Below are 15,216 nucleotides of genomic sequence, written 5' to 3' on the forward strand. Positions count from 1 at the left end.
TGGTGGTGGACCCCGGCGTGGGTGCCGGATCTCACTGGGGACGGTGATCCTCATTGAGGAGTTCGTTCGGGAATCGATCGGGTACTCATCCAAACAGAACCGGTTGTGGCCTTGATCAATTACATCTGGCAGTATCTGACCGTTTTTGCGCGCTTACGGGGTGTGACTCGGGCCACGCAGATTGGGCGTAACGCTCGCGGGAGCAGCGCGATGACCTAAGAGGCGACAGCCGCGGAGGGAATACGGACGCCGTTCACGGCGCTGTGCATCTTCCCGGCCCCCGCCCGCACCGTCGGCCCACTCCCAAGCCGGTGGTCGGCTCCGGTCCACAGTGGACTGGGCCGGAAGCCGTTTTCCAACGTTCCGAGAGGTTGTTCGTGTCGGCCAGCACATCCCGTACGCTCCCGCCGGAGATCGCCGAGTCCGTCTCTGTCATGGCGCTCATTGAGCGGGGAAAGGCTGAGGGGCAGATCGCCGGCGACGATGTGCGTCGGGCCTTCGAAGCTGACCAGATTCCGGCCACTCAGTGGAAGAACGTACTGCGCAGCCTCAACCAGATCCTCGAGGAAGAGGGTGTGACGCTGATGGTCAGTGCCGCGGAACCCAAGCGCACCCGAAAGAGCGTCGCAGCGAAGAGTCCGGCCAAGCGCACCGCCACCAAGACGGTCGCGGCGAAGACGGTGACCACCAAGAAGGCCACCGCCACAGCCGCTCCCGCGGTGCCCGCGACCGACGCCGCCGAGGACGCCACCCCCGCCAAGAAGGCTGCCGCCAAGAAGGCGGTCGCCAAGAAGGCGGCCCCCGCCAAGAAGACCGTCGCCGCCAAGAAGACGGCGGCCAAGAAGACCACCTCCAAGAAGGACGACGTCGAGCTGGTCGACGAAGAGGTCGTCGAGGAGACCCCGGGCGGCAAGCCCGGCGAGGAGCCCGAGGGCACCGAGAACGCCGGTTTCGTACTGTCCGACGAGGACGAGGACGACGCGCCCGCCCAGCAGGTCGCCGCCGCCGGTGCCACCGCCGACCCGGTCAAGGACTACCTCAAGCAGATCGGCAAGGTCCCGCTGCTCAACGCCGAGCAGGAGGTCGAGCTCGCCAAGCGCATCGAGGCCGGTCTGTTCGCCGAGGACAAGCTGGCCAACGCCGACAAGCTCGCCCCCAAGCTCAAGCGCGAGCTGGAGATCATCGCCGAGGACGGCCGCCGGGCCAAGAACCACCTCCTGGAGGCCAACCTCCGTCTGGTGGTCTCCCTGGCCAAGCGCTACACCGGCCGCGGCATGCTCTTCCTGGACCTCATCCAGGAGGGCAACCTCGGCCTGATCCGCGCGGTCGAGAAGTTCGACTACACCAAGGGCTACAAGTTCTCCACGTACGCCACCTGGTGGATCCGTCAGGCGATCACCCGCGCGATGGCCGACCAGGCCCGCACCATCCGTATCCCGGTGCACATGGTCGAGGTCATCAACAAGCTCGCGCGCGTCCAGCGCCAGATGCTCCAGGACCTGGGCCGCGAGCCCACCCCGGAGGAGCTGGCCAAGGAGCTCGACATGACCCCCGAGAAGGTCATCGAGGTCCAGAAGTACGGCCGCGAGCCCATCTCGCTGCACACCCCCCTGGGCGAGGACGGCGACAGCGAGTTCGGTGACCTCATCGAGGACTCCGAGGCCGTCGTCCCGGCCGACGCGGTCAGCTTCACGCTCCTGCAGGAGCAGCTGCACTCCGTACTCGACACGCTCTCCGAGCGCGAGGCGGGCGTCGTCTCCATGCGTTTCGGTCTCACCGACGGTCAGCCGAAGACCCTCGACGAGATCGGCAAGGTGTACGGCGTCACGCGTGAGCGCATCCGCCAGATCGAGTCCAAGACGATGTCGAAGCTGCGTCACCCGTCCCGCTCGCAGGTCCTGCGCGACTACCTCGACTAGGTCGCGCACGGCACTGCACGCGGTCGGTCCCCGAAGGCCCGGTTCCCTCGAAGGAACCGGGCCTTCGGGGTGTGTGTGGCATGCGGAAGCCGAGCTGGTGGATCACTCTGGGTGTGCCATCCAAGTCCCAGAGTGAGGAGCGCGCATGCGTCGATCGTTCGCCCGGCTGCTGGCCGTCGCGGCCACCACGGCCGTCATACCACTGGCGGCACCGCCGCCGGCGACGGCCGAGATCGTCATCGGCGGCCATCCGATCGAGATCTCGGAGGCGCCCTGGACGGTGGCGCTGGCCAGTCGTGACCGGTTCGGGGGTATGCGGGCAGGACAGTTCTGCGGCGGTGTCGTGGTCGGCCGCTCGACCGTCCTGACGGCCGCCCACTGCCTCAGCGAGGGCGTGCTGGGAGGTCCTCCGGAGCGTGTCCCCGATCTGAGGATCATCGCCGGTCGCGCCGCACTGGAGTCGGCCGAAGGTCAGGAGATCCCGGTGAGCGGCGCCTGGGTCAACCCGGAGTACGACCCCTACACGAATGCCGGGGACTTCGCGGTGGTCACCCTCGCCTCACCGCTGCCCGAGAGCTCCGTCATCGGGTTGGCGGAGGCCGGTGACACGGCATACGTGCCGGGCACGTCGGCCGCGGTCTACGGCTGGGGGGACACCACCGGCGCCGGCGACTACGCGCAGAGCCTGCGGGCGGCGCCGGTGAAGGTGCTGGAGGACGCCGTCTGTGAGAGGGCCTATCCGGGCAGTGCGGACGGCAGGTATCTGTCCGGCTCCATGGTGTGCGCCGGGGAGCGGGACGGCGGCCGGGACGCCTGCCAGGGGGACAGCGGAGGGCCGCTGGTGGCCCAGGGCAAGCTGGTCGGGCTCGTGTCGTGGGGCAGCGGCTGCGGGCTCGCCGAGAGTCCGGGCGTCTACACCAGGGGCTCGTACGTGGCCCGGGTGCTGGCGGGGAGCCGCTGAGACGGTGCTGCGGCGCGGTGCGCGGCTCGCACGTCATGGAGGGTGCGGGACGAGAGCGGGCGGCCACCCCGTGTGTACGGGAGTGGCCGCCCGGTCACCGGCCTCGAGCCGGTGGCGGCTCGTCGTAGGTGCGAAGCGTCAGCGCTCGTCCTCTTCTGCGGTCGCGGGAGCGGCCGTGAGTCGCTCCGTCTCGTCCTGTATCTCCGCGGCGATCTTCTTGAGCTCCGGCTCGAACTTGCGGCCGTGGTGGGCGCAGAACAGCAGTTCTCCACCGCTCAGCAGGACGACGCGCAGATAGGCCTGGGCGCCGCAGCGGTCGCATCGGTCAGCGGCCGTCAGCGGGGTCGCGGGGGTCAGAACAGTAGTCACGTCGCCTCTTCTCTAGCTCGACGAGCTGTCGTACCAGGGTCAACATCCAACCAGGCCGAAAACGTTCCCGCTCGCGGCTTTAACTCGAAAAAATCTTTCCGGGCCGGCTGTCTGCTGCCGGTTGGCGGCGAATGAGCCGTAGTGCGTGTCTTCGTGTCGTACGGGTTCGCGCTGTCTGTCGGTGGTTCTGGGGGTTGTCGTTTCGGTTGTACGGTCCTCCCGGCTGGGTTGCCGGTTGTTCATGAGGACGTGCCCGGAGCCTAAATGGTTCATGCCTGGAAGGGAACGTGATATGTACTTCACCCCATCGAGGGATCGAACGCGTATGCGACTCTGGACTACTCTGAGTTTCGGACGAGGGTGGCGTTACAACGGCTCTACCAGGCCTCGGTACCCTCGGACCGGCAACAGAGCCCGGCCTCTTACCCAAAAGGGCCTCACCTGAAATTCAGCGAGGAGCGAACCGCGTGACCGCCGATACGTCCGTGCCGTCCACAGCGCTGCTGACCGGATCAGACCGGGACGGTTCCAACTACACCGCGCGGCACCTGCTCGTCCTCGAGGGGCTCGAGGCCGTGCGGAAGCGCCCCGGTATGTACATCGGCTCGACGGACAGTCGAGGCCTGATGCACTGCCTATGGGAGATCATCGACAACTCCGTGGACGAGGCCCTCGGGGGCTACTGCGACCACATCGAGGTGATCCTCCACGACGACGCCTCCGTCGAGGTGCGGGACAACGGCCGCGGCATCCCGGTCGACGTCGAGCCCAAGACCGGCCTGTCCGGTGTCGAGGTCGTCATGACCAAGCTGCACGCCGGCGGCAAGTTCGGCGGCGGTTCGTACGCGGCCTCGGGCGGTCTGCACGGCGTGGGCGCCTCGGTGGTGAACGCGCTCTCCGCCCGCCTGGACGTCGAGGTCGACCGCAATGGCGGCACGCACGCGATCAGCTTCCGGCGCGGCGTGCCCGGTGCCTTCGCGGGCATCGGCGCGGACGCCAAGTTCGAGGCGACCGGTGGTCTGCGCAAGGGCAAGCGGATCCCCAAGACGCGCACCGGCACCCGTGTGCGCTACTGGGCCGACCGCCAGATCTTCCTCAAGGACGCCAAGCTCTCGCTGGATCACCTGCACCAGCGCGCCCGGCAGACCGCCTTCCTCGTGCCCGGCCTGACGATCGTCGTCCGTGACGAGTTCGGCCTCGGCGACGGCGGCAGCAAGGGCGAGGAGTCGTTCCGCTTCGACGGCGGCATCAGCGAGTTCTGCGAGTACCTGGCCTCCGACAAGCCGGTCTGCGACGTCCTCCGCTTCTCCGGACAGGGCATCTTCAAGGAGACCGTGCCCGTCCTGGACGAGCACGGCCAGATGACGCCCACCCAGGTCACCCGCGAACTCGGCGTCGACGTCGCCATGCGCTGGGGCACCGGCTACGACACGACCCTCAAGTCGTTCGTGAACATCATCGCCACCCACAAGGGCGGCACCCACGTCGCGGGCTTCGAGCAGGCCGTGGCCTCCACGATGAACGAGGTGCTGCGGGCCAAGAAGATGCTGCGCGTCGCCGAGGACGACGTCGTCAAGGACGACGCGCTCGAAGGCCTCACCGCCGTCGTCACCGTGCGCCTCGCCGAGCCGCAGTTCGAGGGCCAGACCAAGGAGGTCCTCGGCACCTCGGCGGCCCGGCGCATCGTGACGCAGGTGGTCGCCAAAGAACTCAAGGCGTTCCTGACCTCCACGAAGCGGGACGCCGCCGCTCAGGCGCGGGTCGTCATGGAGAAGGCCGTCGCTGCCGCCCGCACGCGCATCGCCGCACGTCAGCACAAGGACGCGCAGCGTCGCAAGACGGCCCTGGAGTCCTCGTCCCTGCCCGCCAAGCTCGCCGACTGCCGTAGCGACGACGTCGAGCGCAGCGAGCTGTTCATCGTCGAGGGCGACTCGGCTCTCGGCACGGCGAAGCTCGCGCGGAACTCCGAGTTCCAGGCGCTCCTGCCGATTCGGGGCAAGATCCTCAACGTCCAGAAGTCGTCCGTGACCGACATGCTCAAGAACGTCGAGTGCGGCGCGATCATCCAGGTCATAGGGGCGGGGTCGGGGCGGACCTTCGACATCGACGCGGCTCGCTACGGCAAGATCATCATGATGACCGACGCCGATGTGGACGGGTCGCACATCCGGTGCCTGCTGTTGACGCTCTTCCAGCGCTACATGCGGCCCATGGTCGAGGCCGGGCGGGTCTTCGCCGCCGTGCCGCCGTTGCACCGGATCGAGCTGGTTCAGCCCAAGAAGGGGCAGGACAAGTACGTCTACACGTACTCGGACCGTGAGCTGCGCGACAAGCTGCTGGAGTTCCAGAGCAAGGGAGTCCGGTACAAGGACTCCATCCAGCGCTACAAGGGCCTCGGCGAGATGGACGCGGACCAGCTGGCGGAGACGACGATGGATCCGCGGCACCGTACGCTGCGGCGGATCAACCTGTCGGACCTGGAGGCTGCCGAGCAGGTGTTCGATTTGCTGATGGGGAACGACGTCGCGCCGCGCAAGGAGTTCATCTCCAGCTCGGCGGCGACGCTGGACCGGTCGCGCATCGACGCCTAGCCGCTGGCTGGGCTGGGCTTGGGCCGGGGCGCCTTCGGTTCGTTGTGGGTCGGGGTGTGCCGGGGGTGCCCGTCCTCGGAACGGCGCGGGGGTGGGGGAGGCTGGCCGGTGCTTCACCTGATGGGGTGAAGAATTGTGAAGAAGTACGTCGGGGATCTTTCCGTTCTGTCCATGCTTGGGCATGCAGTCAAGCACCGGCCGTCCCCGCCGACGCGGGGGTGGTTCTGAGAGCCCGGTTGAGCAGCACGAGGGGCACGGCCTCGCCGACGAGGCCGTGCGGTTCGACGATCCCTGGTACGACGCGCTGGCCTCCGGCTGGGGGGAGTTGGACGGCACGGGCGGGCCGGCCCCGGTCGTGGCCGAGGCGCGGGAGAGCCGGGGCGGGGGCGCGGCGGACGTCTATCTGGAGGTCCAGCGGAGCGCCGCCTTCCAGGAGGTGCGCAGCCGCTACCGCAGGTTCGTGATTCCGGGCGTCGCCGTCTTCTTCGGCTGGTACGTGGCCTACGTCGTGACGGCGACCACCGCCCCGGGGCTGATGGCACGGCCGGTGGCGGGCGCGGTGAACGTGGCGATGCTGGCGGGGCTCGGACAGTTCCTCACGACGTTCCTGTTCACCTGGGCGTACGCGCGGCACGCCAGGCTGCGCCGGGATCGGCCGGCCCTCGATCTGCGCTGGGACACCCAGGAGTTGACGCGCGGCGTCAGAGGGGGCGAGCGGTGACCGCCGACCATCAGACGCTGGCGCTGCTGCTGTTCAGCGCGTTCGTGGCGGTCACGTTGGGCATCACGACGTGGGTGAGCCGCAACCGGCACGGCTCGGCGGAGGAGTTCTACGCCGGCGGGCGGCTGTTCTCGCCGATGGAGAATGGTTTTGCCATCGCGGGCGACTACATGTCCGCCGCTTCCTTCCTCGGCATCTCCGGGCTCATCGCGCTCTTCGGGTACGACGGACTGCTGTACTCCGTGGGTTTCCTGGTCGCCTGGCTCGTGGTGCTGTTCCTGGTGGCCGAACTGGTGCGCAACTGCGGGCGGTTCACGCTGGCCGACGTGGTCGCGGCGCGGATGAGCGAGCGGCCGGTGCGGATCGCGGCGGGAACTTCCTCGGTGACCGTGTCCGTTCTGTATCTGGTGGCGCAGATGGTGGGAGCGGGCACCCTCGTCGCGCTGCTGCTGGGGGGAGAGAGCGAGGCGGCGCAGGCCTGGACGGTCATCGGGGTCGGCGCGCTCATGGTCGTCTATGTGTCGTTGGGAGGGATGCGGGCCACCACCTGGATCCAGATCGTCAAGGCGGTCCTGCTGATGGGCGGGGCGATCGCGCTGACCGTGCTCGTCCTGGTGCGATTCCACGGCGACTTCGACCAGTTGCTGCGGACGGCGGCCGAGCGCAGCGGACATGGTGCCGCGTTCCTCGCGCCGGGGCTGAAGTACGGCGGCGACTGGGTCGCGCGTTTCGACTTCATCAGCCTCGGACTCGCCCTGGTGCTGGGCACGGCCGGGCTGCCGCACATCCTGTCGCGCTTCTACACGGTGCCCACCGCGCGGGCCGCGCGCCGCTCGGTGGTCTGGTCGATCGGCCTCATCGGCGGCTTCTATCTGATGACGATCGTGCTGGGCTTCGGCGCGGCCGCCATCGTCGGCCCGGAAGCCGTACGGGGTTCGAACGCGGCGGGGAACACGGCGGTGCCGTTGCTGGCCCTCGATCTGGGCGGGGGCGCGGGCTCCACTGGCGGAACGGCTCTGTTCGCGATCGTCGCCGCCATCGCCTTCGCCACGATCCTCGCGGTCGTCGCCGGCATCACCCTCGCCTCGTCGGCGTCCGTCGCCCATGACCTGTACGCGTCGCTGCGCCGTCGTCGGTCCAGGCCGCGCAGCGAGGTCGCTGTGGCGCGCACGGCCGCCGTCGGTATCGGCGCGGTCGCGATCGGGCTCGGGCTGCTCGCCAAGGACCTCAACGTGGCCTTTCTCGTCGGCCTCGCCTTCGCGGTCGCGGCTTCCGCCAACCTGCCCGTGCTGCTGTACTCGCTGTTCTGGGGCGGCTTCACCACACGGGGCGCGGTGTGGTCCGTGTACGGCGGGCTGGTCCCTTCCATGGTTCTCGTACTGCTGTCGCCGGTGGTCTCGGGGAGCCCCGACTCGCTGTTCCCCGGTGTCGACTTCCAGTACTTCCCCCTGCAGAACCCGGGCCTCGTCTCCATCCCGCTGGGCTTCCTCGCGGGCTGGCTCGGCACGGTCACCTCGGCCGAGCCGCCGGACGAGGCGAAGCACGCGGAGACCGAGGTCCGGTCGCTGACGGGCGCGGGGGCGGTGTGAGGGCCGGAGGGGCAGCCGGGGCGCGTTCGGCGGCGTACGGGCTTCAGGGGAGCGCTCAGGGCGTGTGGGAAGCGCTCCGGCGGTTCCTCAGGGACGGGTCGCCCACTCGTAGCGGTGCTCCGGGCGGCCGGCGTCGCCGTACTTGAGAGTGAGTCGGGCCCGTCCCGTGCGTTCCAGGAGCTTCAGATAGCGCTGGGCGGTCTGGCGGCTCAGACCGGTCCGTTCGGCGATCTCCTGGGCGGACAACGCGCCCTCGGCGGTCATCAGGGCACGGCGCACGAGTTCGGTGGTGGTCGGGGAGTGGCCCTTGGGCAGGTCCGGCTCGCCGCCTGCCGAGAGGGCGCCGAAGATCCGGTCCACCTCGGCCTGTTCGGCCTCGCCGCCGCCGTCCAGGGTGCGCCGCAGCTCCGCGTACGCCTCCAGCTTCGCCCGCAGCCCGGCGAACGCGAACGGCTTGACCAGGTACTGGAGCGCTCCCTGGCGCATCGCGGCCTGGACGGTCGAGACGTCGCGGGCCGCCGTCACCATGATGACGTCGGACTGATGGCCCCGGCGTCGCATCTCCTGGACGACCACGAGGCCCGTGTCATCGGGCAGATAGTGATCCAGGAGGACCAGGTCCACATGCGGCAGCGTGTCCAACCGGTGGAGTGCCTCGGCCGCGTTGTGGGCCACACCGGCGACGTGGAAACCGGCGACCTTCTCCACGTAGGCGGCGTTGACGCGGGCGACTCTGGTGTCGTCGTCCACGATGAGGACCTCGATCATCGCGACTCCTTGTCGGCGGCTGTGATGGCGGCCTCGGGCCCCTGCCCGGGGCCCGGTCGCCCGTCGCGGTCGGCCGTCGGCTCGTCCTGCCGGGCCGGCCCGTCGTCGGGTGCCGTAGAGCTGAGCGTCGGTACGGACGTCTGTGTCACCAGGCCGGGCTCCGCGAGGGCGTCGGGCAGTACGACGGTGAACTCCGCGCCGCCGCCCTCCGCCTCCGTGACCCGGGCGCTGCCTCCCTGCCGCTCGGCGAGCCGGCGGACCAGGGAGAGCCCGATGCCGCGCTCGCGGTGGGCCGGCGGGGTCTTGGTGGACCAGCCGTCCGTAAAGATCAACTCCCGCTTGTCGGGCGGGACCCCGGGGCCGGTGTCGCGTACCCGGAGGATCGCCGTACGCCCCTCGGAACGCAGATCGACCTCCACGCGTGCGTGGGGCGTGCCCGCGACGGCGTCCAGGGCGTTGTCGAGGAGGTTGCCGACGATGGTGACCAGCCCCCGGGGGTCGATGAGCCGGTCCGGCAGCATCGTGCCGCCCGCGACCGACAGGGCCACTCCGCGCTCGGCCGCGACGGTCGCCTTGCCGACCAGGACCGCGGCGAGCAGCGGATCGTGGATCTTCTCGGTGACCTGCTCGGCGGTGGCCCGGTGGTCGCCGACCACCTCGCCGACGAACTCCACGGCCTCGTCGTACATCTCCAGTTCGAGCAGGCCGAGGAGCGTGTGCATGCGGTTGGCGTGCTCGTGGTCCTGGGCGCGCAGGGCGTCTATCAGGCCGCGCGTGGAGTCGAGTTCGCGGCCGAGCTGCTCCACCTCGGTGCGGTCGCGCAGGGTGGCGACGGCACCCCCGTCGTCCGTGGGCATGCGGTTGGTGACCAGCACGCGCTGACCGCGCACGGTCAGCAGATCGGTGCCCGTGACCCGGCCGGCCAGCACATCGGTCGTACGGCCGGAGCCGAGCGCGTCGTCGAGTGACCTGCCGACCGCCTCGTCACCTATCCCGAGCAGTCGCCGCGCCTCGTCGTTCAGGAGGCGCACGCGCCCGGCGCGGTCCAGTGCGACCACACCCTCCCGGATGCCGTGCAGCATCGCCTCACGTTCCGCCAGCAGCCCCGCGATGTCGGAGAAGGCCAGGTCACGGGTCTGTCGATGGACCCGTCGGGAAATCAGGTACGCGGCCAGCGCCCCGACCGCCATGGCTCCGCCGGCGTAGGCCAGGAGCCCGGGGATCGCGTGGATGAGCCGGGCACGGACACTGTCGTACTCGATGCCCACTGAGACGGCGCCGACGATCTTCCCGTCGGCGTCCCGCAACGGCACCTTGCCCCGGGCGGAGCGCCCCAGCGTCCCCGAGTCGATCTCCATGACCTCGTCGCCGGCCAGGGCACGACGCGGGTCGGTCGAGACGAGCCCGCCGATCTCCGCCGGGTCGGGATGCGACCAGCGCACCCCGACCCGGTCCATCACGACGACGTACTCGGCTCCGCTGGCCTCCCGGATCCGCTCGGCCTCGACCTGCACGGGACCGCTCACGGACGGCTTGGTCGACACCAGGTCCTTTGCGATCTGCGGTTGGGCCGCGGTGGTCTGGGCGATGGCGAGGGCCCTGCGCATCGCCTGGTCGTCCAGCTGGTCGCTGAGCGGCGCGAGGAACAGCCCGGTCGCGAGGACGGCGACACCGGCGGCGATCGCCACCTGCATCAGCAGGACCTGCGAAAACACCCGCCGCGGCATCCCGAGACGCAGGCGGCGTGCGGGGGGAGTGGGGCTCATACCCATGACGGTACGTGGACGGGGTGGGCCGGTCGTAGTGGGGTGTGGCGCGGATCTCAGGCGACCGGTGTTTGCGGCGGCGGGACCGGAACGGCTCCTGGGAGCTGGGAGCTGGGAGCTGGGAGCTGGGAGCTGGGAGCTGGGAGCTGGGAGCTGGGAGCTGGGATGTGGTGTGGCTGTCCGACCGCGTGGGCGCAGGGCCTGGCCATGACAGGCTCGCCGGTCGGCTAGCGGGCGAGGGTGGCCGGGGAGAGCTCTCGTACGGTCAGTACGTCCATCCTCGCCGGGGAGCCCAGCGGGGAGCCGCAGCTCTCCGGGCGGGGCGGCTGGGCGGCGCCCTGGGAGACGGCGACGGTCCAGCGGCGGCCGTCGGTGTGGGCGACGGTCACGTCCCAGCGGGGTGCCGCCCCGTCCGTGCGCAGGACGGTGAGGGCGTCGGCCGCCGCTTCGCCCGTCTCGGTACGCACCGCCAGTTCGGCCGCCTGTCCGGGGCGCTCCCATGCGGAGCTCCCGCGGCATCCGTCGGTGACGACACGGCCCTCCCGTATGCCCTGGAGGACCTCCTTGACGTGATGGGCCCCCGCGCGGCCGTACACGTATCCGAAGGGCAGCACGAGCAGGGTGGGGGAGAAACGGTGACCACCCAGATGGGTGACCTCCCAGGTGCCCTCGACTCCGGAGGCGGCCAGCTCGGCGGCGAGCGGTCGGCCGAGGAGGGCGCAGCAGCGGTCACGCTTGCCGTTGGTGCAGACGAGCGCGAGAGGGTCGCCGGTGTGGGGACGTCCCCGCAGAACCGTCCCGAAGGTGTGGTGGTCGCCCCGGCCGAGGGCCGTGAAATCGAGGTCGAGCAGGTGCCCTGGGTCGGACGTCGTGGCGCTGTGCAACCAGACGTTCCCGGGATCGGAGTGGGCCACGTACACCTGGCGCTCGTGGACCCCGCGGCAGTCCGCGTGGCGGCCGGGCCGCCGGATCAGGGCCACGCGTACGCCGGTGTCCTTCGCCGCGGCTTCGAGGGCGCGGCCGAGCACGGGGTCCAGATGGCTCGACGTGAGCGCCTGGACACCCCAGGGGCCCGGCTGTTCCAGCAGCAGCCATGTCCTCGCCGTGGCGGCGGTCCCGGCGAGAGGCTCGTCGAGGTGTCGGGACGCGGATGTGCACGTACTCACAGAGGTGAGCCTAACCTGAGTTCCCCGCGAGCGAATTCCGGCCGGGCCGAAGGGTGCGAACGCGGCCCACAAGGGGCGCATACGGGCCCGAAGTGGGGTTCGGGGGTGTGGTGGCGCGAGGCGCGGGTGCGGCGGCGCTGCCCGGGAGTGCTCGCGGTGGCCCTTTTCCCACGTACTGGCCGCTCGGCCGCATGCGCAGCGGGCGCTCACCGTACTCCTCCAGGGGCGTGGGCGACCCAGCCCGCCGTGCGGGCCACGGCGAAGACGGTCTCGCTCACGGCAGGGGCCTGCCGAAAGAGACCGTGAGGACCGCGAGGGCGGGTGCCGCCTGGAAGACGTCCTCCGGGAGCGCGAACAGGGCACACGCGTGTGGATCCTCGCCCGCGTAGAGGTAGCGGCGGGTGTTCACCCCGGGATGCCGCGGCCGACGCGCAGTTCGTCCGCGATCACGGGAGCCGCGTTGCCGTGGTCCAGCACGTCGAGCAGCAGTCGGTGGGCGAGGGCGCCGGCCGTGCCGTGCGGCGGGCCTTCGAGGGCGCCGAGGCCGGCCGAGACGGCAGCGTACGTGTGGGCGCGTGCCGACGCGGTGACACGGACCGCGAGCTCGAACAGGCGGAGGAGTCGAAGATCATCCGCCCGGTGGCGCGCTCTGTGGGACCGGATGTGCCGGTTCCGGTGCCGACCATGTGAAAGGAGTTGCTGTCTCTCGGGGGATCCGGAATATAAACTTCTCCGATTTCCGTCGCTCTTGACGATTTTTCTTCCGATCGGGAGTGGAGCCGCTGTGTGGGGGTGGCGGTGAAGCGAAATGCGGCGCGTTCGACGGCGGGTGAGCGGCAATCACGCCGCGTGCTTCTCCCGGGTGCGCGCCGCCCGGTGTCCCCGGCCAGGGCTCTGCGAGGATGCCTTCGCGCACTGCGTGGCAGCGTGCGCCTTGAGAGCAGAGGGAAAAACGACAGTGAGTCAGATCATTCGCCGGCTTGGTGTTCCTCCACGTCATCGCGGGAGCACAGACGGTGCGACTTGCCCTGATATCTTTGAATTGTCCGACGGGAATTTCGCAATTATCGGCACAGATGTCACCGACTCCATGGACGTGCAACTCCCCGCCGACGCGGCGCGTGCCGACTACGAACGCATTGTCGTGATCACTCGCGAGACCCTGGTCAAGGCCAAGGCCGATATCCCGGACGTGTAGGGGTTCTCCGGTGCGGGGTGGCCCGGAGGGAAGAGGTACTCGGGGTCACCCCTTCGTTCAGTCCTCGCCCGGCGGCTCGCCGACCACCCACCATTCCTCGGTCTCCGCTTCCTCGAGTTGTCGCAGGAGATCGTCGACCAGGAGCCCGAGTTCGGCCTCCTCGGTGTCCGCGATGCTCGCCCGGTTCTGCTGGGTGGCGTACCAGTACTCCCTGACGATGGGGTTCTGGAACATGCCCCTGACGCGTTTGAAGAACTCGTCCTTGGTCATGTTGCCGATGCGGTAGTAGAAGAGCAGGTTCGTGTAGAGGGCGTTGGCGAAGAGGAATTGGCGGCGTTTCTTGGGAGAGGCATCGTAGAGGTCCAGGACTTCGGCGAGGTCGGAGTCGTCCATCGCCTTGCTCAACAGCGCCCAGTGCAACTGCTGCTGGCTGGTCAGATTGGCCTGCTGCTGGACTTGGGCCCGCTGCTCCAGGCGCTCGACCCGTGCGCGGAGCGCTTCGACCACGGGGCGCTGGGCGGCCCATGCGGCGAGCGTGCCGACCGCCATGCCGAGGCCGACTGCTGCGGCGGCCCTCAGTCCGCCCGACTTCGTGTTCTGTGTGGCCATGTCAACCCCCGGTTCAGGCGGCCGTTCCGCCGGTCGTCGGGTGTGGGTCGACAGGAGGGGGACCGGCGAGCGGTGGGCGGCGCTTGCCGTCTCCCAATGTTGCCGAGCGGCGCTGGTCGGCTGGGAGGCGGAGAGGAGGCGCACGGAGGGATGTGCGGGTCGCGCGAACCGGCGCCATGCCCAACGTGTGCCCCGCGGGCGCCGCTAACAATCGTTCACTCCACGGGGCGTTCGCCCCCACTCGTATCCTGGGGCGGCCTGCAGGGGACGTACGAGAGCTGCGGCGTTCCGGTGAGAGCCGGTCCATGAGCCGACCTCGTGCGGTGGCCGGCCGTGAGCCGGCGCACGCAACGGTGTGAGAGAGGGCGCGTGTTGAGCCAGTCGTCGAGTCAGGGTCCGGAGCGGGGCCAGGGGCCGAGCCCGAGCCCGAGCCCGAGTCAGAGTCCGAGTCCGCAAGGCTCGCCGCAGATTCCCGTCGTCGTCCTCGCCGGGTTCCTCGGGTCCGGTAAGACCACCCTGCTCAACCATCTCCTCCACCGCAGTGGCGGCAGCCGGATCGGTGCTGTCGTCAATGACTTCGGGGCGATCGAGATCGACGCGATGGCCGTGGCCGGGGCGCTCGGGGATTCCACCGTGTCGCTGGGCAACGGGTGCTTGTGCTGTGCCGTCGACGTCAGTGAGCTGGATGTGTATCTGGAGCGGCTCGCCGAGCCCTCCGCCGGGATCGACGTCATCGTCATCGAGGCCAGTGGGCTCGCCGAGCCGCAGGAGCTCGTGCGGATGGTGCTCGCCAGTGAGAACCCCCGGGTGGTGTACGGCGGGCTCGTCGAGGTCGTCGACGCGGCCGAGTTCCTGGAGACCCGGCAGCGGCATCCCGAGATCGACCGGCATCTCGCCATCGCCGACCTCGTCGTCGTCAACAAGCTCGACCGGGCCGAGGACGGGGAACGGGTCCTGGCGCTCGTCCGCTCGATCAGTGACGGTGCGGCCGTCGTGCCCGCCACCTACGGGCGTATCGACCCCGAGTTCCTCTTCGACTGCCGGCCCTCCGAGGAGCGCATCGGCCAGCTCTCCTTCGACGACCTCCACCGGCACGACCACGACACGCAGGACGGGCACGAGCACACCGGGCATCTGCACACCGGCTACGACAGCGTCGCCTTCGTCTCCGATGCTCCGCTCGACCCCCGGCGGCTCATGGACTTCCTGGACGGGCGGGCCGACGGGCTCTACCGCATCAAGGGATACGTCGACTTCGGGCCGTACGACCCCCGGAACCGCTACGCCGTGCATGCCGTCGGGCGGTTCCTGCGGTTCTACCCCGAGCCCTGGGCGGACCACGACGGGACCGGGGACGAGAGGCGTCTCAGTCAGCTCGTGCTCATCGGGGCCGGTATCGACGCCCCCGCCCTGAGCAAGGAGTTGGAGGCGTGCAGGGACGAGAACGACACCCCACAAGCCGACGAACACGGCATGTGGGGCGTCCTTCGCTACGTCCAGGAGGCAGCGGCCGAGGAACCCGAGGCCTCCTACGACAACCTGTGAAGCGACAACCTGTG

At 69.7% G+C, this 15,216-nt stretch carries 12 protein-coding genes and 1 pseudogene; 7 read left to right on the forward strand and 6 right to left on the reverse strand.

The window, feature by feature from the left end; translation table 11 throughout:
• Nucleotides 1–377 precede the first annotated feature (377 nt).
• Together OG202_RS35960 and OG202_RS35965 are read left to right on the forward strand one after the other, a co-directional pair.
• Entirely contained in the window at nucleotides 378–1,919 is a 1,542-nt protein-coding gene (locus OG202_RS35960) for an RNA polymerase sigma factor (RefSeq protein WP_327727524.1), read from the forward strand.
• A gap of 145 nt (nucleotides 1,920–2,064) precedes the next feature.
• Nucleotides 2,065–2,880, forward strand: coding sequence for a S1 family peptidase (locus OG202_RS35965; RefSeq protein ID WP_327727523.1), 816 nt, complete (start codon nucleotides 2,065–2,067; stop codon nucleotides 2,878–2,880).
• A 138-nt stretch (nucleotides 2,881–3,018) separates the two neighbouring features.
• Here the strand turns inward: OG202_RS35965 and OG202_RS35970 are convergent, their stop codons facing one another.
• Complete coding sequence (locus tag OG202_RS35970; RefSeq protein ID WP_013000244.1) at nucleotides 3,019–3,249, reverse strand: DUF7455 domain-containing protein; 231 nt, start codon at nucleotides 3,247–3,249, stop codon at nucleotides 3,019–3,021.
• A gap of 467 nt (nucleotides 3,250–3,716) precedes the next feature.
• On the opposite strand from OG202_RS35970, the gene OG202_RS35975 reads away from it, so the two are divergent.
• The 3 genes from OG202_RS35975 to OG202_RS35985 all read left to right on the forward strand — a co-directional run bounded on the left by OG202_RS35975 (nucleotide 3,717) and on the right by OG202_RS35985 (nucleotide 8,150).
• Entirely contained in the window at nucleotides 3,717–5,840 is a 2,124-nt protein-coding gene (locus OG202_RS35975; RefSeq protein WP_328224168.1) for a DNA gyrase/topoisomerase IV subunit B, read from the forward strand.
• A gap of 181 nt (nucleotides 5,841–6,021) precedes the next feature.
• A complete protein-coding gene (locus OG202_RS35980; RefSeq protein ID WP_326576285.1) occupies nucleotides 6,022–6,561 on the forward strand; it encodes a DUF485 domain-containing protein in 540 nt (179 codons plus the stop codon).
• The gene (locus tag OG202_RS35985; protein WP_326576283.1) at nucleotides 6,558–8,150 is read left to right on the forward strand and encodes a solute symporter family protein; all 1,593 of its coding nucleotides are present in this window, start codon (nucleotides 6,558–6,560) and stop codon (nucleotides 8,148–8,150) included. Before OG202_RS35980 ends, OG202_RS35985 begins: the two co-directional genes overlap by 4 nt.
• An 87-nt stretch (nucleotides 8,151–8,237) precedes the next feature.
• On the opposite strand, the gene OG202_RS35990 is transcribed toward OG202_RS35985, so the two are convergent.
• The 4 genes and pseudogenes from OG202_RS35990 to OG202_RS36005 all read right to left on the reverse strand — a co-directional run.
• The gene (locus OG202_RS35990; protein WP_326576281.1) at nucleotides 8,238–8,918 is read right to left on the reverse strand and encodes a response regulator; all 681 of its coding nucleotides are present in this window, start codon (nucleotides 8,916–8,918) and stop codon (nucleotides 8,238–8,240) included.
• Nucleotides 8,915–10,684 carry a sensor histidine kinase gene (locus tag OG202_RS35995; RefSeq protein ID WP_327727522.1) on the reverse strand — a complete coding sequence of 590 codons (1,770 nt, stop codon included), beginning with the start codon at nucleotides 10,682–10,684 and terminating at the stop codon, nucleotides 8,915–8,917. The genes OG202_RS35990 and OG202_RS35995 overlap by 4 nt, the downstream gene beginning before the upstream one ends.
• Before the next feature lie 227 nt (nucleotides 10,685–10,911).
• A complete protein-coding gene (locus OG202_RS36000) occupies nucleotides 10,912–11,850 on the reverse strand; it encodes a sucrase ferredoxin (RefSeq protein WP_327727521.1) in 939 nt (312 codons plus the stop codon).
• Nucleotides 11,851–11,860: 10 nt separating this feature from the next.
• Nucleotides 11,861–12,453: pseudogene (locus tag OG202_RS36005) on the reverse strand (citrate/2-methylcitrate synthase); the annotation flags it as partial.
• Between the two features lie 355 nt (nucleotides 12,454–12,808).
• Between OG202_RS36005 and OG202_RS36010 the strand changes: the two are divergent.
• Nucleotides 12,809–13,048, forward strand: coding sequence for a hypothetical protein (locus OG202_RS36010; RefSeq protein ID WP_326576276.1), 240 nt, complete (start codon nucleotides 12,809–12,811; stop codon nucleotides 13,046–13,048).
• A gap of 57 nt (nucleotides 13,049–13,105) precedes the next feature.
• Here OG202_RS36010 and OG202_RS36015 read toward each other — a convergent pair whose 3' ends face one another.
• Nucleotides 13,106–13,657, reverse strand: a complete 552-nt coding sequence (locus OG202_RS36015) for a DUF6082 family protein (RefSeq protein ID WP_326576274.1) — start codon at nucleotides 13,655–13,657, stop codon at nucleotides 13,106–13,108.
• Nucleotides 13,658–14,125: 468 nt separating this feature from the next.
• Here OG202_RS36015 and OG202_RS36020 point away from each other — a divergent pair, with 468 nt between their 5' ends.
• Nucleotides 14,126–15,202 carry a CobW family GTP-binding protein gene (locus OG202_RS36020; protein WP_327732104.1) on the forward strand — a complete coding sequence of 359 codons (1,077 nt, stop codon included), beginning with the start codon at nucleotides 14,126–14,128 and terminating at the stop codon, nucleotides 15,200–15,202.
• Nucleotides 15,203–15,216: the final 14 nt, after the last annotated feature.

The organism is Streptomyces sp. NBC_00310 (genome assembly GCF_036208085.1).
Taxonomy (GTDB): domain Bacteria; phylum Actinomycetota; class Actinomycetes; order Streptomycetales; family Streptomycetaceae; genus Streptomyces.